The following is a 23,185-nucleotide window of genomic DNA, read 5'->3' as shown; positions in this document are numbered from 1 at the left end:
CCTCGGCCGGCTCGGTTCGCATCAATCGAACTGGATGGTTTTTAGTTGGCTGAGCACCGCTTGGACCGATTGGGGTCGGTCTTTCGGTGACTTGGCCAAACAGCCTTGAATCAAGGTCTCCAAGGCTTTGGGCGCATCGGCCCATTGGTAGGAAATCGGCAAGGGTTCTTCGTTGACGTGTTGCATCATCAAATCCTCATCCGATTGGGCGTAAAACGGCCTTTGTCCGATGAACATCTCCATCAACAGGATACCCAAGGCATAAATGTCAGAGCGCTCATCTGAGCCCTTACCCATGGCTTGTTCCGGCGCCATGTAAGCCGCGGTGCCACCCACCAAAGAATTGGAGCGGTTGCCACTGATGATGTTGTCAATGGAGGCGATGCCGAAATCCATCAGTTTGATGGAGGCATCCAATTCGACAATGATGTTGGCTGGTTTCAGGTCTTTGTGTACCACCCCTGCCTCATGCGCTGCAATCAAGCCTTCACAGATGTGCATGGCCGCGTGCTTGGCCGCAATGGGACGCAATTTTTTGGCGAATTTGAGGATCTGATCCAAGGTGTAGCCTTGCACGAACTCCATGGAAATGTAGACATTGCTGGCCAATTGGCCAAAGTCATGGATGCGGACCACATTGGGGTGGCTGATGCGCCGGGCCACTTTGATCTCTTCTTTCAATTGGTTGATTTCCTGGTCATCGGCCTGGCTGGCTTTCAACAGTTTCAGTGCCACCACTTCTTCCAATTCCTGATCAAAGGCCTGGAACACCGCGCCCATGCCGCCCACACCGATGTTTTTGATGATTTTGAACCGGCCATTGATGACTTTGCCCGGTTCAATCAGCACCTTGTCTGGATTCTCGGCTTGGTCGACCACATGCTGTGATTTCTTCGACAACTCAATCATGTGGGTGGCCAAAGAATCTCGGCCCCTGAGGTTTTGCACCAACTGGTTGATGGAACCACTCAAATCAGACAAGTCACTGCCCACCTTGTTGGGGAATTGGGCGGCGTAGTTGCCATAAGACACCTGGCGGGTGGCGGCCGAGATGCGGGCCAATGGGGCAAATGACCGGTTGACCAAATAACTGGCGATGAAAAATGCCACCACAATCATGGCCACACCGACCAACAACAAAGAATTGCGGGTGGTCAGGAAGGGGGCCATGGTTTGGTCCACTGACACCCCGTTGAGTAAATAAAAGGACTGGTCATTCAACTCGGCCAACAAATCAACCCGGTTGGCCATGTTCAAATCATTCAGTGACAGGTTGAACTGTTGGTCAGCGGCGACGTTGATGGCGTTGTTGGGGTCATTGATTTTGTTCAGCAAAGTGGCATTCAGGTCCAAATCCAAGGTGCTGGCCACGGCTTTGAGCTGGTCATCCTGGGCGGACAAGATCACCACTTCGGTACCGGTCAAGCGGGCAATGTCGGCGGTCAATTGGTTGTTCACCAACAAGCCGGTGATCAAAAACCCAATCAAATTGCGCCCTCGGGCGAGGGGCACCACCGCGGCTTGGTAAATTTGATCATTGTCTGACCAATAGCCACTGATGGGGATCAATTCATTCAAACCGCGTTGCATCAACTCGACCCCGGTCAAATCCCGGGGGGCTGACATGGCTTGGTCAGAACGGGCAATCTGTTGGCCGTCAGCCGAAGCGATGATGGCCACATCGAAGCCAAATTGTTGTTTGCGTTCCAACAGCAAATCGGCGATGGAGGCGATGTCGGCTTCGGCCCCGTTTTCCAAATCAAAAATGGTTTGCGCGACATAAGCCGTGAACGCCGGATCGGAGGCCACCACCAGGGACACCAACTCCAATTGGCGCAATTTTTGTTCGTTGAATTCTTGTTGAATCAATTGGCTGCTGGTCAGCTTCTTGCTGATCGAGTCTTCGGCGATTTGGTTGCCAAAATACAAGGTGATGAAAATCGAACTCAACACCGTGAGGACGATCATGATCGCGGTGATCAGGGTCAGCTGGGTGCTCAGTTTGATGCCGGATTTCTGTGCCATGTTACTCAGTCTCGCGTTGGTCGGTAAGATTTGCCGAATTTGTTGGTGTGTTTCGGTACTTTGGGTCGGGTGATGTCAATGGTTTGGTTCAAACCGGTGGTGGCCGCTGAGGCCGTGAGGTCCAGGGATTGTATGGCGCCCCTGGGGTGCCAAAATTTCAAGGTGCCATTGAGGTTGGGCAAACCCGACAGCTCAAAGCGACCGGCGTCGTCCACTTGCGTGAAATGGGGCGTGTCCAACACCAAGATGTCGGCTTGCATCGAATGGTGCACATTGCAATGCACATAGATGATGCCGGGATTGTCAAACGTGACTGATTTGGTGGTGCCGGCTGAGTACAGCCCCAAATCAAACTCGGCCTGTGGCGACACCGAAAACACATTGTGCAAAATGCGGTCCAAGTTGGGAAACTCCACTTGGCTACCGGCCGTCACCGCCAACACATCGGGTGAAAAGCGTTTGTTTTGGGTGGAAATCACAGCCGGGGTCGGGGTCAATGCTTGGCTGCTCTTGACCGCCGGTTCAAAATACACCACGGTGTTGCTGACGATGGCATCTTGCCGCTTCAGTTGGCTTTGGTCCAATTGCACCTGACCTTTCAGGCTCAAGCCCGGCTCAGGTTCGGGTTCTGGTTTGGGTTCAGGTTTGGGCTCGGGTTTGGGCTCAGGTTTGGGCTCGGGTTTGGCCTCAGGTTTGGGCTCGGGTTTGGGCTCAGGTTTGGGCTCGGGTTTGGGCTCAGGTTTGGGCTCAGGTTTGGGTTCGGGTTTGGGTTTGGGTTTGGTCTCTGGCCGGGTTTCGGTTTCCGGCTGTGGTGTGGGATCAGTGGGTTTGGTGGGTTTGGGTGCACAACCACTGATCAGCAACACACTCAAACCAAGCCACAAAATAGGACGCAAAATTTTCATTGGATTTCCTGGAATCAAAACGCTTTACATTGTTGATTTTCTTTCAACATTATAATGTGAAAATCAAACAGCCGTGGTGCAGAATGAGAAGCAGGTCTCATTATGTGATATTTTGTACTCACTGAAACAGCCCGCTGGCCGCACAAAGTCACCGTTTGCGGCGCAAATTGATGTGGCTGGTGGTGTGCTTGGGGTGGGTTTGGCGCAACAGCCAAGGCACCGTGGGCGCCTGCACAAACAAAGTGAACAACACCACACCAAAGGCCATCGACTGGATGGTCCACCAGGCCTCCAGTTCCACCGGCAATGACAATGCCAGGGCCACAGTCACGGCCCCACGGGTGCCACCCCAAAACAGTATTTTCTTGCTGGCATCATCCACAGGGTGTCGACTGCCCAGGGTGAGCAAGGGCAGCAGTCCAAAAATGGCAATGCCGCGGGTCACCAACACCGCACCGATGGCAATCACCATGGCCAACCAGCGCTCCTCGAACATGCTGAAGGTGATGGTCACACCCAACAAAATAAAGATCATGGCATTGGCAAAAAAGCTGATCACCTCCCACCAGTAATGAATGAAAGTGCGGTCTTCGGCTTCGATGAATTTTTCATGGGCTTGGTTCATGATCAGACCAGCGGCCAACACCGCCATCAGGCCGGAGACCGACAAATAGTCCTCAGCGATTAAAAATGAGCCATAGGCCACTGACACCAACAACACATTCTCCAAAATGCGGGTGACGATCAAATAACTCAAAAACGCCCCCAATAAGCCACACAGCACGCCCCACAACAGGCCGCCAAAAAACATCTTCAAGAAATCAATCACCTGGGCCATGGCATCCAGCGAGGAGCCCTCTTGGGCCGCGGTTTGGGCCGACATGGCCAGCCCCAGCAAGGTGGTGAACAGCACCACAGCGATGGCATCATTGAACAGGCTTTCGCCTTCGATCAGGGTGGTGATGTCAGCCGGTGCCTGGATGCGTTTGAGGTGGCTGACCACGGCCATGGGGTCGGTGGCCACCAAGATGGCCCCAGCCACCAGCGCCGAATAAATCGGAAAGCCGCTGCTGTGACCGATCCCCCAATAAATCAGCAAGGCCGCCAAACCGGCTGAGATCAGCATGATCGGCATGGCCAACATGAGGATGGGCCACAAATTGCGCCACAAAGTGCTTTGGTGGATGCGATAGGCCGATTCAAAAATGATGATCGGTAAAAACACATAAAACACCAAGGTGTTGAAATTATGAAAGCGGATGCCGGTGTCATAGCCCAACCACACCACCCATTCCGAGCCCAAAAAGCCCACCACAATCAAAAACGCCACAAAGGGCAAGCGAAACAAGCGGGCCAAGGGTTCAGCCAACAAACTGGCTATGATCATGATGACCAGCGAAAACACCACATTTTGGATCAACATGCCGTCAGCCATCAGTCCTCCTCACTGCAAGTGACACAGCGGGTTAAGGTGGGATCAAAGCGCAAGCGTTCCAAGGCAATGGCCTGGTCACACACGAAGCACAGGCCATACAGCCCCTGTGCCAGTCGCCTCAGGGCGCCATCGACTTGTTGCAGTTTTCGCAACCGGTGTCGCTCGGCCTCTTGCGCCATTTGTTGGCCCTGCATGACATCCATGCGGGACAAACGGCCGACGCGGTTATGATCCAATTCGACCGTGTCCAAGGCCGCTTGGTTGTGGTCATGGCGCGCTTCCAACTCCGCTTTCAAGGCCAGTAAGCGATGTTTGAATTCATGTTCCTGCGCGTCATTCATGGGCCAAGTGACGCAGTAAAACTTGAAACGCGGCACTGTCTGGGTGGATCCAGTCGAAATGACCGGCACCCGATACCAGCTCGCTCTTGACCCCATGTAACTGTGCTTGCAGCACCGGAACAATGCGATCGGCATCGCCTTGCAACAACAGCGTGACTGCTGGCAAGTTGCGGTACAACACATTGGCTTGGTGATAGGCCTCGGGCTGTTCATGGGGCAAGCCGCCCATGAACTGGGTGGTCGCTTGCTGGCAGCTGTTGTCGCCCAAAGCATAGCGGCTGATGTCGGTGATGGCGGCCAAGCCGATGACCTGTTTGATTGGCAGTTGGGGCAGGTCAGCCGCGGCCAACAAGGCCAGGTGCCCACCGGCTGAATGGCCCATCAGCACCAAGGAGTCGGGGTCGATGCCATGCGGTTTTAAGGCGTGCAAATTGGACAAGGCCAGTTTGACATCGGCCAAGGAGCCTGGCCAACCACCCCCTGGGTCACCGCTGCGGCGGTATTCCAGTGACCACACCGGGTGGCCTTGGGCCGTCAAAGCGGTGGCCATGGCAAAGGTGTGATCAACGCCGAAAGCATTCAACCAACAGCCGCCATGGACGATCACCACCAAGGGTTTGTTGCTGCTTTGATCCACTTGCCACAACCAGCCAAACTGCAAAGGGTGTGGTCCGTAACTGACTTGGGCATCGGCTTGGCGGTGGAACCATGCGGTGACTGACTGAAAACTGACCTGAGTCAATTTTTCATGGGCCAATTTTTCATGGCTCAATTTTTCAGTGGCCTGAGCCGGTAGCCACAGTCCACAAATCAGCAACAAACAAAAGACAAATTTCATGATGACGCCCCGATAAACCGTCAATCACTATAGCAAACAATCTGGGTGTTGGCCAATGCACCGCCGCTTGCCAGCGGTGCCTGGACCAACCAATTCTGGTTGCCCGATCAGGGTTGGGCGGTGATCACCGGATCAGCCAGCGGTAAATCACGCATGAAGAGCAGCATGTTCTTGATCACCAAGGGTGAAGATTTGAACAGGTTGTGTCCGGCATTGACCACCTGGATGGTTTGGCGTTGGCGCAGGCCGGCAGTGGCCTCCAACTGGCTCTCGATGTAAGTGCGTCCGTCGAGGGTGCCCGAGATGACCAAGGTGGGCACGTCGCTGTGCGGTAAGCGGCGAAAATCATCGCCCAGATCCAGCCCATGTTTGATGGCCAAGTCGGTGAAATGGTAACTGAAGTTCAGGTAAGTCCCCAACAGCGCCGATTGAGCCTGTTGGGCCACGGTTTTGAAGCGGTCGGTGCCGATACCCGAGGCCAGGTCCATGGCAGTGCTCATGGCCGAGAAGCCGATGGCTTCGGTGGGGTCCATGTGTTGTTGTACGATGCTCTTGAGCGGTGTCGTGATGCCGGCTTGCACGGCAAAATACAGTTGCAGCATTTGTTGTGCACGGGCCGGGTCGGCAATCATGGCGGCGGCCATTTGACGCATGTCACGGGACTGCAGGTGGTAGCGTACGGTTTGCCCTGATTCATTTTGCCACTCAAACACCACTGGTTCTTGATCCAGCTTGGCATGGACTTCTTGCATCATGGCTTGGATGTCAAAAGCCTGGGTTTGTTGTTGGTTGAGGTACTGTTGTAAACGGTCGAAATAGGCATCTGTGCGGGCCGGCAGTTTGATGGTCTGGGCCAAGCCTTCGACACTGGCGATCATCACTTTGTGCAACATTTCGGGGCGGTATTTGATCGCCGCCAAGGCCAAATGACTGCCGTATGAAATCCCCCATAAACTGATTTTTTCAGCCCCCAGGTGTTGTCGCAGTGACGCCAAGTCATGCACGCTTTCCAGCGTGTTGTACGCCTTCAAATCCACCCCTTGTTGTTGCCAAAAAGCCAGGCAGTCTGTCATGGCAGCTTGGTTGAGGGCGATGTATTGTTGATCGTTGATGGGCTGTTCTTGAGGGACGTGCTGTGACGATTGGCAGCGGGGCAAGTCATTGGATTGACCGGTGCCACGTTGGTCCAAGGCGATCACATCGGCCACTTCGCGCAAGGCCATGAACAGCGCATAGCGGCGGTGTTTGGCGGTGGCGATGCCCGAACCTCCTGGACCACCAGCCAAATACACAATCGGTGGCCCGGGGTTGTCACTGGTGCTGGGAAATCGCACATAGTGCAGCTTGAGTGTTCTGCTGTGGTTCTTTTGGCGGTTTTCCGTGACTTCAAAGTACCCTTGATAGGCAGCGACAGTTTGTCCCGGACTGTCGCGGTCGGCAGAGGCAAATTCAATGGCTTGTTCGTTGGTTAATGGACGACCTTGTCCGTGGGAGATGGCCATCAGGGTGAGCAGTGAGATCCAAAATTTCATGGTATTTTTTCGTGTAGAATGTCACCACCATAGCAGCGCCAAGCCCCCTTTTGAGCGGTGTTTCGGTCAACGGTCAGGAAATTTCGGTCAACGGGCTTGGTTCCTTTTTTGAAAAGACTTAGGATGGGCTTATGGGTACCCGTACTGTTCATCAAATGTGTTTCCTGCTGACTGGTTGGTTGACAACCGGGATGGCTTTGGCAGCCCCCCTGAATGACACGGGGATGGTGCGTGCCTGCCTGGTGGATGGGCAGCAGGTGGTGGCTGAAGAGATGCCTGATTTTTCAGCGGATCCTTGCTATGATCAGGCCTTGGCTCGGCTGGACCCACAACATCAACTGTTGTGGGTGGCCATCGATGTGACCCTGGATCCACAGACCTTAGCCAGCCAGGCGCCATTGGGTGTGTTCATTTCCGGTAAGGCCAGTGCCCAGGTGTGGCTGAATGGTCAGTTTTTGGGCCGCAACGGCGAGCCAGCCATGACGGCAGAAGCCGAGCAGCCTGGTCTGATTGATGCGGTGATTCATCTGCCCAGCGATCGCCTGCAACCGACCAACAACCAATTACAGCTGTTGCTGTCTGCCCACCATGGGTGGCTCACTTTGGCCCACCCCATTCATGGCATCACCATCAGTCCATACCGTCCACCCACCGATGGCATCCTGCGCCATTACTGGCCTTCTCTATTGCCATTTGGGGTGTTGGTTTTGGGCTTCTTTTATTTGACCTTGGTGACCTGGCTAAAACGTTTACCCCAACAGGTTTGGCTGTTGCCGCTGATGGCCTTGATGGCGGCGGCGCAATTGTTCATTGAGGTGTATCGGGGCTTGTCAGCCTACCCATATCATTGGCAGGATGTGCGCTTGTTGCTGATTTTGGCCTGCTCTTTGGCCTTTGGTTGGAGTTTGTTGGCCTATGTGCTTAAGGGTTTGCCCCTGACCAGGCGGTGGCTGCATGGGGCCTTGAGTGCGGCTGTGGTGTTGCTGGTCATTGCTGCGGTGCCCGGTTTTGACAGCAAAAGTGTGTTGGCCATCTTGTTATCGGTGTTGCTGGCCATGGCTTATTTGCTCTGGGCCCGGTTCAGCCAAGGCCGACGGTTGGGCTGGTTGTCGCTGCTGTTGGTGTTGTTTGTGGTGGTGATATTCTTGAACGCCTACAGTTTCATCGACACGGTTTACTATTATTTTGTGGCTGGGCTGATTTTCATGCTGATGGCGCAGCAAGCCAAACAAGCCAGCCAGGACCAACAACTGCAGTTGAAATACCAGGCCAGAGCCCAACAATTGCAACAGATCATCGAACAAAAAACGCTGCAGGACAGCACCGAAAAAATCGAAATTCGCAGCGCCGGTAAAACCGAGTGGTTGCGGGTCAAGGACTTGGCCTACTGCAAAGGGGCTGGTGATTATGTGGAATTGGTTGACACCCAAGGCTCGGTCAAGTTGTTCCATGGCAGCTTGACCGAATTGTCATTGCGTCTGCCCACCACTTTTTTGAAAACCCACCGCTCATACCTGGTCAATACCACCTTGATCAGTGCTTTGGAACGCAGTCCGTCTGGGGCGGGTCAACTGTGCTTGACGCAAGGGGCCAAAGTGCCGGTCAGCAAGCGCATCATGCCCCAAGTTCGCGAGCAGCTCAGCTGAATCCGAGCCTCTGGCCAGGGCTCCAATCCGTGCGAATGTTCACAAAATAAATCAGGCTGATTGATGAATTATTCCGGCCATTAATGTACAAAATATATTGACAAAATGCCTCCTCGGTGCAAATATGAAAAGGGGAAAAGGGCGGATCACAAACATCAAAATTCAACGACATCCAACCTTTGTACCGGGGTAATGTGAATCACGGCGGTCGCTGGTCAAACGACCATGGCGGCACCTCTTTGGTGATTGACATTGCATTCAGCAATCAGCCAGGGGGAGTTCAGGTGTGTTAAATACCTGTGTCAAAACTGATTCTTACCACCCACATGATCACCATGTCTATTCGGCATGTCTTCTCGGCGACTGCTCACGCAAAAAATCTGTACACAAACAGTTTTTTCTCATCAATTTTTCGGAGCCGACATCATGCAAACATCCAGACACCTCAGCAGTAAGCAACTGATCACTTTGATTCTTGGTCTTTTATTGGGCCTATCAGCCAGCGCCGAGCCGGGGCCCAAGCACAAGAAAACCCAAGGCATGGGCTTTCCTGATTTTTATTGGATGGTGGACCCTGCCACATACAACCAAAAATACGCCAAGTACCTGCCCAACACGCAAACGCCCAACCCCAATTATTTACCCATTTTCAGGCTGAAAACCAATTACGCCACCGAGGTGCCACCGAAAAAGAACTGGCCCAAGTTCATGAAAATTGATTTTCAAAAGGAACCACTGAAGTACTTGGAAGCGGCGCGGGATTATTCTTTTGAGGGCAACATCCCGGCCTTTGGTGGCGGTCCAATTGCCTGGGATCCCCATGGCAACAAAATCCGTGAGTGGGTGCATCTGCCTTGGTTGCACATGCCGCAAGATTTCCCACCCAATGGCGGCACCGAAGGGTTTCGCGGTTTGATCACCGAAATCAATGCCGTGCCGTATCAGTTTGCCGCCGAACAAACCAATGAACACACCATCTACGCCATCACTTTGGTCAATGAGTATGCCAGTTATTCCCTCGGTCGGATGTGGAATGATCCCAACAACCCAGATCCCAGTGCCATGGACAAACGCTATGGTGGCGGCTTCATCCCTGGTTCGGTGTTCGCCAAGTTGTTGTTGACCGATGCCCCGGTGACCGAAGTGCCTCAATTACAAAATCCGATGCAATGGCAAGCCTATATCCAGGAAAGTTTTGGTTCGTCCACCCGCAAAGTGGGCGCGGTGAATTTGTTGCAAATGGACATCGCCGTGCGCGATCCCCGCTCGGATGATTTCACCGGTTGGGTGTTTGGCACGCTGGTTTACAACGGCGCGGTGAACAGCAAAAAAAGCCAATTCATGAATTTGGTGCCCTTGGGCCTGCAGTGGGGCAATGACCCGGACATCAAAGACAACAAGGTCAACCCATTTCCACCCAAACCGGTGAAAGACATCGTCAATCCAGACCTGAAAGAAACCGTGATTTTTGTCGATCAGCCCTTGCCGCCACAACACCTGGGGTGGAATTCCCGGTTGTGTGGACCGGCGGATTTGAGCACGGTGTCTTGCATGGGCTGTCACATGGCGGCCCAATACCCACCGGTGCGCACCATGTTTCCACCGACGGCCAACACGGCTGACCGACCTGCCGGTGGTCAATTGCCGCCTTTGGGTGGCGGTGGTGAGATTTGGATGGAATGGTTCCAAAACACCCAATGCGGGGTGTCGATGAACCCCGAGGTGTCTTATTCCACCGATTTTTCCTTCCAAGTGGCCATTGGTTTGGAAAACTTTTATACCAACCAAGCTCAGCAATTGGGTGGCCAGTGGTCCACTGAATACTTGCTGGATAAAGCCGACATTGCCCGTGGTGGCATGAGTGGCACACAGCAGTGAATGTCCAGCCAGCTGGGTGAGCCATTGCCCAGCTGGTTGATCCGAACACCACCGACCAAACACGAGGTAATCCATGAGCGGAAATCAACAGACCCAGGTCATCATCGACAGCGACATCGACATCGACGATTGGATGGCCATGCTTTATTTACTCAACCACCCAGACATTGAGGTGCTGGGCATCACGGTGGTTGGCACCGGTGCCGCCCATTTAAAACCCGGGGTGCACAATGCCTTGAACTTGGTGCAGTTGGCCGGCCAGCCAGAATTGCCCGTGGCCATTGGGTTGGAGCAACCGATGGCCTATGACCACCAATTTCCGCCCAGCATCCGCCAACCGGTCGACGATTTGTTTGGCATCAAAATTCCTGACAACCCGAACCCACCGGTGCCCGATGCCTTGGACTTTTTGCGCCAACAGCTGACCAGCAGCGATGCGCCTCTGACCATCTTGGCCATTGGTCCGATGACCAACCTGGGGACTTTGTTGCAACAATCACCTGAATTGGCTGAGCGCATCAAGCGCATCGTGGTGATGGGTGGCACCATCGATGCCCCAGGCAATGTCAATGCAGCCGACCCCAAGATCAAAAATTATGTTGCTGAGTGGAACATCTATTGTGATCCGGTGGCCGCCGACATCGTCTTCAAATCGGGCGTGCCCATGACCCTGGTGCCCTTGGATGCGACCCAGCATGCGCCGATCACACCCGATTTTTACACCCGCCTGCTGCAACACCACAACAGCGCCTCAGCAGATTTTGTGTACCAGGCCCTGACCGCCGACTATCCGTTCATTGCATCGGGTGATTTTGATTTTTGGGACCCCATGGCGGCGGCCATTCTGACCGACCCAGAACTGGGTGTCTATCGGGAGGTCAGCTTGTCGGTGGTGACCGCTGATAATGACCGCTCCGGCCAACTGTTGATCGATGAGTCGGCTCATCCGGTGACCGCCTGTTTCGATGTCAATGCTGCCGCCTTTGAAGACCTGTTCCTCAACACCTTGAATGGGGTGATGACCCCCAAAGACCAAATCACCTTCATTTTAGATGGCCAGTGGGTGACCTTGACCGATGTCTCGCCGCAGCTGCGCTTGATTGACTATTTGCACCGACAAGAAGTCGACAAGGCCGGCACCAAACTGGTCTGTGGCCAAGGTGGCTGTGGCGCCTGTACGGTGATGCTCACCAGCTATGACCAGGGCCAGGGCAAAGTGGTCAACAAAGCGATCAATGCCTGCCTGCGTCCCTTGGCCGGATTGGATGGGGCCATGGTCACCACCACCCAAGGCATTGGCAATGTCAAAGACGGCATCGATGAAGTGCAATACCAATTGGCCGCCAACAACGGCTCTCAATGTGGTTACTGTTCGCCCGGGTTCACCATGAACATGTTCACCCTCAGGCAAAACCATGAACACCTGACCCAACAACAAATCGAAGACAACTTCGATGGCAACATCTGTCGCTGCACCGGCTATCGGCCGATATTGGCAGCCTTCAAGCAGTTTGCTGATGACTATGAACCACCCAAGCCGGCACCCGAGATCAAAATCGACCCCAATTTTAAGCCCAGTCGCATCAAACCATTTGAAAAAATTTTTCCGCCCAGCGACTTTCTGGCATACATGATGAAGCCGCAGCCATTGTTGATCAGCCAAGCCGGTTACACCTATGAGCGGCCAGTGACATTGCAGGCTTTGTACCAAACCAAAGCGCTGCATGGACCGATTGGTCCCAATTTCCGTTTGTTGTGCGGCAACACCTCGGTGGGCATCTATGAAACCCAGCCGATTTATGGCGAAACCGCGCTGAACCCCACTTATCTGGTGGACATCGCCGCCATCAAGGAACTGCAGCATGTGGTGGTTCAAGACGACGGCTTGCTGTTGGGTGGGGCCATCACCATCACCCGCATGATTGAGGTCATCCAACAAACCATCAAAACCGCCTCCCAAGATCAAACCGCAGGTCTCAAAGCCCTGTATGACCACCTGTTGGTGGTGGCCAACACCCAAGTGCGCAACGAAGCAACTTTGGCCGGCAATGTGTTCATTGGCACCAATTTGGGTTTCTTGTCAGATGTGGTGTTGATGCTGGGCACCTTGGGCGCCACGGTGACGGTGTCCTCGCCCGCGGGTCAGCAGACCCATGCGGTGTTGGATTTGCCCACCGAAGACCAATTGCCGCCGGGGGCGATTTATGAATCTTTCTTCATCCCATTCACCGCACCGAATACCTGTGTCAACAGCTACAAAATCCGCCGCCGCAATGAGGACTGTCATGCCTTGGTCAATGCCGGATTTTTGGTCCAGTTCGACCAGCAAAACTTGGTCAGTGATTGCCGCATTGTGTACAACGGCATCCACGCCGATTACGCGCTGGAAGCCACCACCTATGGCATACCATTCCAGCCAATCACGGTGCCCAAAACCCGACAATCATTGCTGGGCAAACCCTGGAATGAAGCCACCATCAGTAACGCCATGACCACTTTGGCCACCGAATTGGCCGCCTATGAGCCGCCGGTGGGACCGGCCGGGCCGTATGAAATTGGCCAAGTCTCATTTGCTTATCGGGCTTCACTGGCCGAGAACCTGTTTTACAAAATGGCCGTGTCGGTGGCCAACCAAATCGAGCCCGAGGCGGTCAATCCGCGCATCAAGTCGGCCGGAACAACGTACCAACGGCCGGTTTCCACTGGGCAACAGCAATACAATTCTTATCCCGAAGAGCTGCCGGTATCGGCCCCCTTCATCAAACTTTCGGCGTTTCTACAAACCACCGGTGAAGCCCGTTACACGCATGACATGGTGCGGCCACCGGACACCTTGGAAGCGGCTTTTGTTTACAGCCTGGTGGCCTTTGGTCAGTTTTATTACCAATTGCCGGTGACCACCGCCCATGGGGTCAAAGGACAGCGGGTTTCGGTGGCAGAATTGATCGCCTTTTTGCAGGATTGGCACCCTGATTTCATCGCTTATGTGCAATACGATGACCTGCCCGATCCGAGCAAAAACTGGGTGGGGCTGGGCGGCGATGACCCCATTTTTGTGCCGAGCATGGACCAAACCGTGCCGGCCGGCATTGAACCCAATGACTTTTTCCATCCGGACCACGTCACCTGCATCGGTGCGCCGATTGGCTTGATCGTTTGTCAGGATCAGTTGGCGGCCAAAGAACTGGCCGATTTCGTGCGCCAACAATGCATCCATTTTGAGGCCAAGCCTTGGCGTGATTTTGATCAGGCATTGGCAGAACAACACCACTTTCCACAAACCCCAGCTACCGATCCGGGCTTGACCCACATCCCCGAGATCACCCGGCCGGGAGGCAATGAGTCTTGGTTGGCGGCACCGGCAGAAGTGCCGTTCACCGAGGGTGGCAAAACCTACCCGGTTGTTACGGGTCGTGGGCGCACCGGCTACCAAAATCATTTTTACCTGGAAACCATGAACACGGTGGCCATACCCGGTGAAAATCGCAGCATCACCATCCACACCGCCAGCCAGGTGATCGCCGACAATCAATACACCGCCGCAGGCGTGCTGGGCATTCCAGCGGCCAATGTGCAGGTCAAACTCACCCGATTGGGAGGCGGCTTTGGCGGTCGCCAAACCCGCTCAAGGTTCAATTCCACGGCTTGTGCGGTGGCGGCCTGGGTGCTCAACAAACCAGTGCGCTTGGCCTTGGATCGCAACACCAACTTCATCACCTGTGGTGAGCGCCATGCCTACCAAGGGGATTACTCGGTGGCCTATGACCAAGATGGCACCTTGAAAGGTTTTGCCATTGATTACCAGTCAGATGGCGGCAACACCTATGACGTGTCCTTTCCCATCATGGACATGTCACTGCAATCCAATGACAACGCCTACAACATCGGCACCTATCGCGTGTCGGGCAACATCTGTCAGACCAATAAGGCCAGCAACACCGCCTTTCGCACCTTTGGTTTGGTCCAGGCGGTTAATTTGACCGAACAAGCCATTGAGCATGTGGCCTATGAATTGGGCACCACGCCGGAAGCCATCCGCGAGAAAAATCTGTACAAAGACGGCATCGAGGCATGGACCGGCTTCACCATCACCGAACAAACCCTGGGTACTTTGGCGCGCTTGCAAGTGGCTGATGCGGCCTTGGCCGGTTTGCGGCCGTTGTTGAACCAACATTTTGTGGACGAAGCGGCTTTTGCCAAGGCCGTGGCAGCGCATGACCCCACCGGCACCTTTGCCAATCTGGATGACATGATCTCGTTAAAGCAATACAGCACCACTTCATATGACTTCACGCCCTATATGGAAGGCTTGAAGTATTGCAAACTGCCGGAATTGTGGCAGCAACTGAAACAAGATGCCGAGTTTGAACAACGCCAACAAGCCATCCAACGGTTCAACCAGGAGAACCAATACCGCAAACGCGGCATTTCCATGATGCCGTTGAAATATGGGGTTTCCTATTCCGGTCCCCGCGGCACCCTGGATCAAGGCGGGGCCTATGTGGTGGCGTATTCCAGCGACGGTTCGGTGCTGGTGGCACATGGCGGGGTGGAAATGGGGCAAGGCATCCAAACCAAAATGGCACAGATTGCCGCCGAAACCCTGGACATCCCCATTGAGCTGATCAAAATGTCCGACACCGACACCCAGGTGGTCAGTGACGCCAGTGCCACCGCGGCGTCAACTGGGTCGGATTTGAACGGCGGTGCTGTGGCCCTGGCCTGTAAAAAGCTGCGAAAGCGGTTGGAAAAGTTCTGCGAAAACCTGGAACAATACACGGTCTATTTTTCCAAGTTCGATGACAGCAAAATGGATGAAGACATGGTCATGCAGGTGGAAACGGTGACCAAAAATTGGCGCGAGCATTGGTCCGATGTGTGGCCGCTGATTTGTTCTTTGGCCTATGTCAATCGGGTGGGCTTGGCCGCCGAAGCGCGTTACAAAGCACCCAATTATTCTGGGGTCGACATCAACCACTCCATCGGCAACACCTTTTTCTATTACACCTATGCGGTGGCTGCCAGTGAAGTGGAAATCGACGTCTTGACCGGCGACTTCACGGTGTTGCGCAGTGACATCCTGTTTGACATCGGCAAAAGCCTCAATCCACTGATCGACATCGGCCAAATCGAAGGTGGCTTCGTGCAGGGCATCGGATATGTGACGATGGAAGAGATGACTTACCAGGGGCGTCAAGAAGCCCCCAGGGCCGGTTATCCAGCAGGGGCCATCACCTCCACCAACACCTGGGAGTACAAACCCCCGGGCACCAAATCCATCCCGTTGGACTTGAGGGTCAAAATTTATGACAACAGCGGTTGTTCCTTGGCACGCAAAGGGCCCAAACTGGACGCCGCTGCGGTGAAGTCATCCAAAGGCATCGGTGAACCACCCTTGGTACTGGCCAACACGGTGTTCTTCGCCATCAAACAAGCCATCCAGTCTTTTTATGAGGACCAAGGCCATGAACAGTGGGTGCAGATGGATGCCCCCGCCACGGTGGCCAACATCCAGTCAACCTGTCGGTTGGCCATCAAAGATTTGAAATTAACCAAAAAATAAAGGGGAGCAAACCATGAGTTACAAAGACAAAAGAGCCCAACACCATTCAGCAGCTGGTCGGTATCCGGACATCCCAGACCTGCCTGATTTGCCGGCCATAGACTGGGGCCTGATCGGACACCAAGCGCCTCAGTTATTGGACACCCCGCCAGAGAAAATGCCGGAGGCCGATGTGGTGGTCATCACCTGGGCGGCGGCCGAATGGGCGGCCATGCAACACGTGTTCATCCAAAGCGACCAGGCCATGCCCTACAGTGATTCCACCCATGGGGGTTGGTCGGGATGGCAAAAATATGATTTGGACATGCCGCCAGAAAAGGGTTCTGAAGATTGGGATTACTGGGGCTATTACCGCTTGGTTGAGATCAATGGCAAAAAAGTGCTGTTGTTCAAGTCCAACACCCACTTGGACTGGCCCGGAGAAAAATACCTGGCGGACCTGATCTACCGCATCAACCGCTATGTCAAACCCCAATTGATCCTGTCAATTGGCACCGCCGGTGGCTGCCGCCTGGGTGACCACATCGGGGCGGTCAATGTGGTCAATGCCGGCACCATGTATGACAGCGAACAGCCAGCCAAAGATTGGCCCACCTACCGCAGCCAATACAGCCCCGCTTGGGACATCATCAATGGCAGTGATTTCAATCGATTGTTGTTTACCATCCCGGCCACCACCGCCAATTTGACCTTGCTCAAAGACCAATTCAACGCCAAGTATGGCACCGATTATGCCCTGGCTGAGTTGAACGTTGATGACCTGGATCTGCCCGTAGGCTTGCCGGTGTTGAGCAACTTGACCACCAGCAACACCTCACTGTTGACCGCCGCCACTTTTGTGGTGGGTACCACTTCGGGCGAATACGCCGATTACGCGGTCATTGAGATGGACGATGCGGTCATTGGTCGTGTGTGTGAAGCCGAAGGGGTGGCTTTTGGCTTCGTGCGCAACGTGTCCGATCCGGCCCAAAATGCCGCCTTGCCAACCGAAACCCAAGAAAGTTGGGGCAGTGCGGTGTATGACGTGTTTGGCTTTTACACCAGCTACAACGGGGCCTTGGTGACTTGGGCCTTGTTGGCGGCGATGGATTGATGGGAGGGCCAACGATGGAAAAAATACTGTTCAACCACGATGCCGCGATTGATGAATTCATGGCCGCTGTGTTGTTGACCACCATGGCCGACAAAACCTTCCTCGGCTCGGTGATCATGAATGCCGACTGCATCGATCGCTATGCCATGCAAGCGCAATACAAAATTCAACAATACATTGGCCAAAGTCAATACCCTTTGACCCTCAGTGGCGCCCGGCAGTGGAACCCCTTTCCCTGGGTGTACCGCGAAGACTGCATCAAAGAAGGGCAAATCGAGGTGCTCAGTGACCTGCCGGACAACCCCCAGTGGCCACCGTTTCCCGACGGCGATGCCTTCATGACCGAGGTGTTGCAACAGGCCTTGGCTGCCGGCGAAACCATCACCTTGTTGGTCAACTGTCCGATGACCACCTTGCACAATGTGTTGCAGGCCAAGCCCGATTTGGCAGGAGCCATCGAGCGCTTGATCTGGATGGGAGGGGCCATTGATGTGCCGGGCAATTTGGACCCCAACACCATCCCGCCACAAATGGCCAACAAGCGGGCGGAATGGAATGCCTTTTGTGATCCGTTTGCGGTGGACTGGGTGTTCAACAACACCACCTTTCCGATCTACATGTTTCCATTGGATGTCACCGATCAGGCGGCCATCACCGATGAATTCATGACCCAGTTGAAAATTCAGGCCCCGGAATTTGCTTATTCCAAGCTGGCCTACCAAAGCTATGAATTGGTGGCTGCTGAATCGTTTTATGACATGTGGGATGTGGTGACCACCTGTTTCATCCCGCACCCGGAATTTTTTGCCACACCTGAGGTCATGAACCTGTCGATCGTCACCGACGGTTTCATGCAAGGCACCATCGAAACAACGGCCGGTGGGCGGCCGGTCAATGTGCTGTTGAACCTGGTCCAAAAACAGGCCTTTTATCAATTCGTGTTGCAACAATTCAGGCGCTGAAACCAGCCATGCGGCGAGCCCGAACTTAGCCTGAATTTGGTGGGGCAGATGCGTTGATTGTAACTCTGAGGCTATAATGGGCCGATGACAGATTGGCTGCAACAAAAAACCGCGTTGATGCTGCCCGGTGGTGGTGCCCGTGGGGCTTATCAAGTGGGCGTGATGCAAGCCATTTTGGACATCATGCCCGAGGCCTTTCATTTTCCCATCATCAATGGCACCTCGGCCGGCGCCATCAATGCCGTGGTGATGGCCACCCACGCCAAGAACCAACGCCATGGGGTGGCCCGCTTGCATCATTTTTGGACCACCATCCACTGCCCCGATGTGTACCGCACGGATGGGCGGCAGATCTTCAAAACCATGGCCAAAGTGCTGGGTTCGGTGCTGTTTGGTCGTTTTGGGATGAAGCCACCCGATTCCTTGCTGGACAACACCCCCTTGGCGCAATTGCTCAAACGCGAATTGCGCTTGCACCAAATCCAACCGGCCATTGATGAGGGCGTGCTGGAAGGCTTGTCGATCACCGCCTCGTCTTATGACACGGCCGTGGCCAAGTGTTTTTTTCAAGCGAGCGCCGCCGCCATCCCATGGCACCGCACGCGCCGCGTGGGTCTCAGGGAAGACATCACGGTGGATCACATCATGGCCTCCACCGCATTGCCATTTTTGTTTCCGGCGCAGCTGATTGGCAATGAATATTACGGCGACGGTGGCTTGCGCATGACCGCGCCCCTGTCACCGGCCATCCACCTCGGTGCCGACCGCATCTTGGTCATCGGCACCCGCGATGAAAGTCCGATTGAAGTGCCCCAGGAGCCTGGACCCTATCCCAGCATGGGTGAGTTGGGTGGTTACATGTTGGACACCATTTTCATGGACACCCTGATGGCCGATCTGTCGCGTTTGCACCGCATCAACCGCACCTTGCAGTTGATCCCAGAAGACCGCCGGCATGAAACCGGCTTGAAACCGCTGCAAACCCTGATCATCAAACCCAGTGTCGACGTCCGGCACCTCACGGCCGCCCATGCCAACAGCATCCCCGGACCGGTCAAGACTTTATTGAAAATGATTGGCGGCTGGGGTAAGGATTGGCGCATGCCGTCGTATCTGTTGTTCGAACCCAGTTACACCCAAGCCCTGATCGAATTAGGGCACCAAGACGCCATGCACCAAGCCAGTGAAATTCAGGCGTTTTTGACGAACAACGATGTGTGATTGGTGGCGCCATCAAGCCCCGTGGACATGGTTGACCCTCGCCGGATTGGTGGCTTTGACAGCGATTGATTTATGGCGCAAACATGGGCCTGAAGTGGATTCAGTGATTGTGGGTGTGGCGCCCAATTTTGTGGCGGTTGTGGTGCTGAGTTTTGGTGCAATGATGGCTCGATGGCCGCACAAACAATTGCACACAACTCAGCGCCACCGACGAGTCAATCGGTATTTCCAACGCACCTTATCCGTGGTTTTACTTGGACTGACTGGTTGGGAGTTCATGCAGTTGATTGGTCAATTGACTTTTGATTGGTTGGACATACTGGCTACCGGCATTGGCGGCCTGTTTGTGATTTGGCTTTTCCACCTAAGTGTGAGGAAGTTCTGGCTTCAACCACCTGAGTAATTAGTCAGGCAAGGGAATGTATTCATCTTCGTCACCCGGCACTTTGGCAAAGCGTTGCTGGCGCCAATCGGCTTTGGCTTGTTCGATGCGTTCGGCGCGGCTGGACACGAAATTCCAATCGATGAAGCGGGGTCCCAGTTGTTCGCCACCGATCACCGCGATGCGGGTGTCATCGGCGGTGGCGGTGATCGCCACATCACCCGGGGACAAGACCGCCATGTGGTAGGTATCCAGCGTTTGACCCAGCACCGACAGTTGTCCAGATGCCACATACAAACCCCGTTCATCGGCGCTTGGCAGCATCAATGTCTGCCCTGGTGCAAGGGCCGCCTCGATGTAAAGGGTGTTGGCGAAGGTCTTGACCGGAGAGTGCAAACCATAAGCGGCACCCATCATCACCCGCACCGGTACCCCATCGATGGTGGTGCCAGGAATCTCGTTTTTGTCATAATGGTGAAACGCCGGTTCGGTTTCTTCATCGGCCTCTGGCAAAGCCAGCCACAGCTGCAAGCCATGCAGGCGGTGGTCTTGGTTGCGGATCACCTCGCGTTCGCGTTCGGAATGCACGATGCCAGAGCCGGCCACCATCAAATTGATGTCACCGGGTTCAATGGTGGCCAGCGAGCCCAGAGAATCGCGGTGCAAGATTTCACCTTCGAACAAATAAGTCACGGTGGCCAAGTTGATGTGGGGGTGGGGCCGCACATCAATGCCTTGACCGGCCGGAAAATCGGCTGGACCCATGTGATCGAAAAAAATCCACGGGCCGATCATTTTTTGCCCCACCACCGGCAACACCCGGCGCACTGAAAAGCCGCCCAGGTCTTTTTGGCGGGGTTCAATCAGGCGTTCAATTTGGGCTTGGCTGGTGTTCAAGGTCATGATCAAAGGTCTGCTGTTGGTGGATGAAAAATCATACCATCATTGCCGGATTGATGGCGTAAAAAACAATATTCACCCACTTGGGTGATGCCAGATCGGCTCGGAAGCGGTAGGATAAAGGCCTACATCATCACCATCAGGAGTAAACAATGACTGATACACCCAACCTGCCTTTGGGGGCGTTCTCCGTCAGTTTGGCGGTCAAAGACATCGAAGCCTCGAAAAATTTCTATGCCCAGTTGGGCTTTGAAGTGATCGGCGGTGACCAATCCCAGAATTGGTTGATCCTGCGCAATGGCGACCACACCCTGGGCTTGTTTCAAGGCATGTTCGACGGCAACATCCTCACCTTCAATCCCGGCTGGGATGCCAAATGCAACAACGTCGATGAATACACCGACGTGCGCGAAATTCACGCCCATCTGGTGGCCGCTGGGGTCGATATCAAAGACTCAAACATCGACGAACCCACCGGCCCAGGCCACATTTCCTTGGTCGATCCCGATGGCAATGCCATTTTGATTGATCAGCACCGCTGACCAAGGATCCAAGAGTCGATCATGGCTTGTGAATCAAGACATGATCGGCGCCTGTGTGGCATAATCAAGGTTGATCTTTCAACCAAGGAGCGACCATGGAATCCAGAGACTATTTAGAAATGAGCTTTCGCTCGATTGAGTGTTTCAGCAATGACGGCAAATTGGATGCCGAAGAATTGGGCAGAATTCTGGCCATTGCCGAGCGCGATGGCGAGATCGACCACAATGAAATCCGGGTGTTGCGCAACATCATCTCCCGACTGACCCCCGAGGAGCTGGATGCCGACATGCAAGCCATGCTGAAAAAGGTTCACGACAAGATCAATGCATCATGATGCATTGATTGGTCACCGGCTTGGCTGTCACACAAACACAGTGCTGATCTGAGCGCCGCCTGGTCAAGTTCCGACCAGCCAACTAGGCTGCTTATGGGCTCTGTATCATGACCCCCGTGATTCTGCTTTCGTTGTTGTGGTGGTTGATCTCATCCAGCTCAAAAACGGCCGCATAGTTCCTGATTTCATCACCGGGTGTACCCACCACGTCAAACTCCATGGTGCAGAACACCACTTCGCCGGGCGCCAGGGTTGGAATGGTCACATCGCGGTAATGCCAGCCCGCATACACATTGAATTCTGACATGCCACAATTGTCCACGGCGATTTGTATGGAATTGAAATAACCGTCAAGGAATCGCACGTTGGTGGCTGTGCCAGGGCCTAAGTTTTGCACCACCAGCTGAAAGGTGATGCGTTGACCAGGTACGATGGGATCAGGGGTGGTCAAGCGTTTGCTGACGGACAAATCAACATTGGCATTGGGGAACAAGTCCACACTGCCCAAATACCGACCTTCTTCGGCGGCCGCCAAGATGTCGACTTGGGCATGGTTGCTGAAGATGGCGCGGTTGGTGGTGTCGAAATTGTTGGCAAAAATCAAATCGGGTAAATTGATGTGGGCGGTGATGTCGCTCAAGCCAGGGGTGCCAGCAGGCAAATTGGTGTCCTCCACCCAATTCTGGCCATCATAGCGCCACACCACGCCGTCATTGCCACCCATGCCATTGGCTTTAAAGCCAGTGGCCAAGATGTTGTTGGCATTCGTGCCGCTTAGCCAAGTGAGGGTTTGGTCCCCCGGAACGTTGACATTCATGTTGGACCACTCAGCACCATCAAAATACCAAAATTCATCACCACCTCGGATGGCAAACAATTCTGTTGGCTCGATGGAGCCGGGCAGGCAAGCCAAAGGTGGGACCCAAATGGCATTCAAGAACAACGGCACCGCTTCTTCATGCAAGGGTAAATTGTTGGATTGGTCTTGCAGCAAATTGTTGACGTGTTCGATGTTGCCACTGGCCATCAGCAGTTTGATGTCGTTGCTTTCGCCACAAGCCGTTAACATGGGCTGAGAATAGGCCCGACAAAAGGGTTGCGTGGGTTCGTTGGGCAGGTAGGGGCAAATCACATTGAATTGGCCCAAGGACTCATACAGCACCACGTCTTCTTCGGGTGAGATCCACGTGCCGGTGTAAATGGTGTCGCTGCTGCCGGTGAACAGCTGATCCCATTGCACCCCATCCCACAGCAGCACCACATCTTCACCGGCAGCCACCGCAAAACTCGAAGAGGTGGCATACACGTCATACAATTCTTCGGTGGTGCCTGAGGGCATCACGGTGCCAGAATCACCGTTGTTGAAATGCACGATGTTGCCGTTTTCCCCCACCGCGATGGCGAAATGGCCATTGGGTGAGGTGATGCCATTGAACGTTGCGGCGCTGGGTGTTTGCACCAAGTTCCAGCTGGAGCCAGCCCAGGCCAGGGTCAAAGTCAGGGTCAGGATGATGAAGAGGTGGATCTTGTTCATGGCGGTCTCTCAATGTGGCGTTTAACCATACATGCGTAAAACCGCCGCACAAT

16 protein-coding genes are annotated in these 23,185 nt (G+C 54.2%); 8 read left to right on the top strand and 8 right to left on the bottom strand.

The window, feature by feature from the left end; translation table 11 throughout:
* Positions 1–21: 21 nt before the first annotated feature.
* The 6 genes from K7G70_RS04415 to K7G70_RS04390 all read right to left on the bottom strand — a co-directional run bounded on the left by K7G70_RS04415 (position 22) and on the right by K7G70_RS04390 (position 7,076).
* The gene (locus tag K7G70_RS04415) at positions 22–2,025 is read right to left on the bottom strand and encodes a serine/threonine-protein kinase (RefSeq protein WP_223787387.1); all 2,004 of its coding nucleotides are present in this window, start codon (positions 2,023–2,025) and stop codon (positions 22–24) included.
* Positions 2,026–2,030: 5 nt separating this feature from the next.
* Complete coding sequence (locus K7G70_RS04410) at positions 2,031–2,930, bottom strand: cupredoxin domain-containing protein (RefSeq protein ID WP_223787386.1); 900 nt, start codon at positions 2,928–2,930, stop codon at positions 2,031–2,033.
* A 148-nt stretch (positions 2,931–3,078) separates the two neighbouring features.
* Positions 3,079–4,365, bottom strand: a complete 1,287-nt coding sequence (locus K7G70_RS04405; RefSeq protein ID WP_223787385.1) for a cation:proton antiporter — start codon at positions 4,363–4,365, stop codon at positions 3,079–3,081.
* Positions 4,365–4,706 carry a TraR/DksA family transcriptional regulator gene (locus K7G70_RS04400; protein WP_223787384.1) on the bottom strand — a complete coding sequence of 114 codons (342 nt, stop codon included), beginning with the start codon at positions 4,704–4,706 and terminating at the stop codon, positions 4,365–4,367. Before K7G70_RS04400 ends, K7G70_RS04405 begins: the two co-directional genes overlap by 1 nt.
* Positions 4,699–5,544 carry an alpha/beta hydrolase family protein gene (locus K7G70_RS04395; RefSeq protein ID WP_223787383.1) on the bottom strand — a complete coding sequence of 282 codons (846 nt, stop codon included), beginning with the start codon at positions 5,542–5,544 and terminating at the stop codon, positions 4,699–4,701. The genes K7G70_RS04400 and K7G70_RS04395 overlap by 8 nt, the downstream gene beginning before the upstream one ends.
* Before the next feature lie 107 nt (positions 5,545–5,651).
* Positions 5,652–7,076, bottom strand: a complete 1,425-nt coding sequence (locus K7G70_RS04390; protein WP_223787382.1) for an alpha/beta fold hydrolase — start codon at positions 7,074–7,076, stop codon at positions 5,652–5,654.
* A 191-nt stretch (positions 7,077–7,267) separates the two neighbouring features.
* Here K7G70_RS04390 and K7G70_RS04385 point away from each other — a divergent pair, with 191 nt between their 5' ends.
* The 6 genes from K7G70_RS04385 to K7G70_RS04360 all read left to right on the top strand — a co-directional run bounded on the left by K7G70_RS04385 (position 7,268) and on the right by K7G70_RS04360 (position 19,439).
* On the top strand, positions 7,268–8,722 hold the full coding sequence (locus K7G70_RS04385; protein WP_223787381.1) for a LytTR family DNA-binding domain-containing protein: 1,455 nt from the start codon (positions 7,268–7,270) through the stop codon (positions 8,720–8,722).
* Positions 8,723–9,148: 426 nt separating this feature from the next.
* Complete coding sequence (locus K7G70_RS04380) at positions 9,149–10,600, top strand: hypothetical protein (RefSeq protein ID WP_223787380.1); 1,452 nt, start codon at positions 9,149–9,151, stop codon at positions 10,598–10,600.
* Between the two features lie 73 nt (positions 10,601–10,673).
* A complete protein-coding gene (locus K7G70_RS04375; protein ID WP_223787379.1) occupies positions 10,674–16,163 on the top strand; it encodes a molybdopterin cofactor-binding domain-containing protein in 5,490 nt (1,829 codons plus the stop codon).
* A 13-nt stretch (positions 16,164–16,176) separates the two neighbouring features.
* Positions 16,177–17,256, top strand: coding sequence for a nucleoside phosphorylase-I family protein (locus tag K7G70_RS04370; RefSeq protein ID WP_223787378.1), 1,080 nt, complete (start codon positions 16,177–16,179; stop codon positions 17,254–17,256).
* A gap of 14 nt (positions 17,257–17,270) precedes the next feature.
* Positions 17,271–18,218: a nucleoside hydrolase gene (locus K7G70_RS04365; protein WP_223787377.1), complete on the top strand. Its 948-nt coding sequence runs from the start codon at positions 17,271–17,273 to the stop codon at positions 18,216–18,218.
* A gap of 84 nt (positions 18,219–18,302) precedes the next feature.
* Entirely contained in the window at positions 18,303–19,439 is a 1,137-nt protein-coding gene (locus tag K7G70_RS04360; protein WP_223787376.1) for a patatin-like phospholipase family protein, read from the top strand.
* Between the two features lie 403 nt (positions 19,440–19,842).
* On the opposite strand, the gene K7G70_RS04355 is transcribed toward K7G70_RS04360, so the two are convergent.
* A complete protein-coding gene (locus K7G70_RS04355; protein ID WP_488801372.1) occupies positions 19,843–20,697 on the bottom strand; it encodes a pirin family protein in 855 nt (284 codons plus the stop codon).
* Positions 20,698–20,873: 176 nt separating this feature from the next.
* Between K7G70_RS04355 and K7G70_RS04350 the strand changes: the two genes are divergently transcribed.
* Together K7G70_RS04350 and K7G70_RS04345 are read left to right on the top strand one after the other, a co-directional pair.
* Positions 20,874–21,263 carry a VOC family protein gene (locus K7G70_RS04350; RefSeq protein ID WP_223787374.1) on the top strand — a complete coding sequence of 130 codons (390 nt, stop codon included), beginning with the start codon at positions 20,874–20,876 and terminating at the stop codon, positions 21,261–21,263.
* Positions 21,264–21,358: 95 nt separating this feature from the next.
* Positions 21,359–21,598 carry a hypothetical protein gene (locus K7G70_RS04345; RefSeq protein ID WP_223787373.1) on the top strand — a complete coding sequence of 80 codons (240 nt, stop codon included), beginning with the start codon at positions 21,359–21,361 and terminating at the stop codon, positions 21,596–21,598.
* Between the two features lie 91 nt (positions 21,599–21,689).
* Here the strand turns inward: K7G70_RS04345 and K7G70_RS04340 are convergent, their stop codons facing one another.
* Complete coding sequence (locus K7G70_RS04340) at positions 21,690–23,132, bottom strand: DUF11 domain-containing protein (protein ID WP_223787372.1); 1,443 nt, start codon at positions 23,130–23,132, stop codon at positions 21,690–21,692.
* Positions 23,133–23,185: the final 53 nt, after the last annotated feature.

Origin of the sequence: Marinicella meishanensis (assembly GCF_019931145.1) — a bacterium.
In the GTDB taxonomy this organism is placed as follows: Bacteria; Pseudomonadota; Gammaproteobacteria; order Xanthomonadales; family Marinicellaceae; genus Marinicella; species Marinicella meishanensis.
The sequence above is the reverse complement of the archived record's forward strand: the minus strand, read 5'-3'. Positions and strand labels throughout refer to the sequence as shown.

Bases quoted from the DNA above. Each gene is read 5' to 3' on its own strand.
- K7G70_RS04385 (WP_223787381.1), top strand. From the start codon at position 7,268: ATGGCTTTGGCAGCCCCCCTGAATGACACGGGGATGGTGCGTGCCTGC.
- K7G70_RS04340 (WP_223787372.1), bottom strand. From the start codon at position 23,132: ATGAACAAGATCCACCTCTTCATCATCCTGACCCTGACTTTGACCCTG.
- K7G70_RS04380 (WP_223787380.1), top strand. From the start codon at position 9,149: ATGCAAACATCCAGACACCTCAGCAGTAAGCAACTGATCACTTTGATT.
- K7G70_RS04415 (WP_223787387.1), bottom strand. From the start codon at position 2,025: ATGGCACAGAAATCCGGCATCAAACTGAGCACCCAGCTGACCCTGATC.
- K7G70_RS04365 (WP_223787377.1), top strand. From the start codon at position 17,271: ATGGAAAAAATACTGTTCAACCACGATGCCGCGATTGATGAATTCATG.
- K7G70_RS04390 (WP_223787382.1), bottom strand. From the start codon at position 7,076: ATGAAATTTTGGATCTCACTGCTCACCCTGATGGCCATCTCCCACGGA.
- K7G70_RS04370 (WP_223787378.1), top strand. From the start codon at position 16,177: ATGAGTTACAAAGACAAAAGAGCCCAACACCATTCAGCAGCTGGTCGG.
- K7G70_RS04360 (WP_223787376.1), top strand. From the start codon at position 18,303: ATGACAGATTGGCTGCAACAAAAAACCGCGTTGATGCTGCCCGGTGGT.
- K7G70_RS04375 (WP_223787379.1), top strand. From the start codon at position 10,674: ATGAGCGGAAATCAACAGACCCAGGTCATCATCGACAGCGACATCGAC.
- K7G70_RS04400 (WP_223787384.1), bottom strand. From the start codon at position 4,706: ATGAATGACGCGCAGGAACATGAATTCAAACATCGCTTACTGGCCTTG.
- K7G70_RS04405 (WP_223787385.1), bottom strand. From the start codon at position 4,365: ATGGCTGACGGCATGTTGATCCAAAATGTGGTGTTTTCGCTGGTCATC.
- K7G70_RS04395 (WP_223787383.1), bottom strand. From the start codon at position 5,544: ATGAAATTTGTCTTTTGTTTGTTGCTGATTTGTGGACTGTGGCTACCG.
- K7G70_RS04410 (WP_223787386.1), bottom strand. From the start codon at position 2,930: ATGAAAATTTTGCGTCCTATTTTGTGGCTTGGTTTGAGTGTGTTGCTG.
- K7G70_RS04350 (WP_223787374.1), top strand. From the start codon at position 20,874: ATGACTGATACACCCAACCTGCCTTTGGGGGCGTTCTCCGTCAGTTTG.
- K7G70_RS04345 (WP_223787373.1), top strand. From the start codon at position 21,359: ATGGAATCCAGAGACTATTTAGAAATGAGCTTTCGCTCGATTGAGTGT.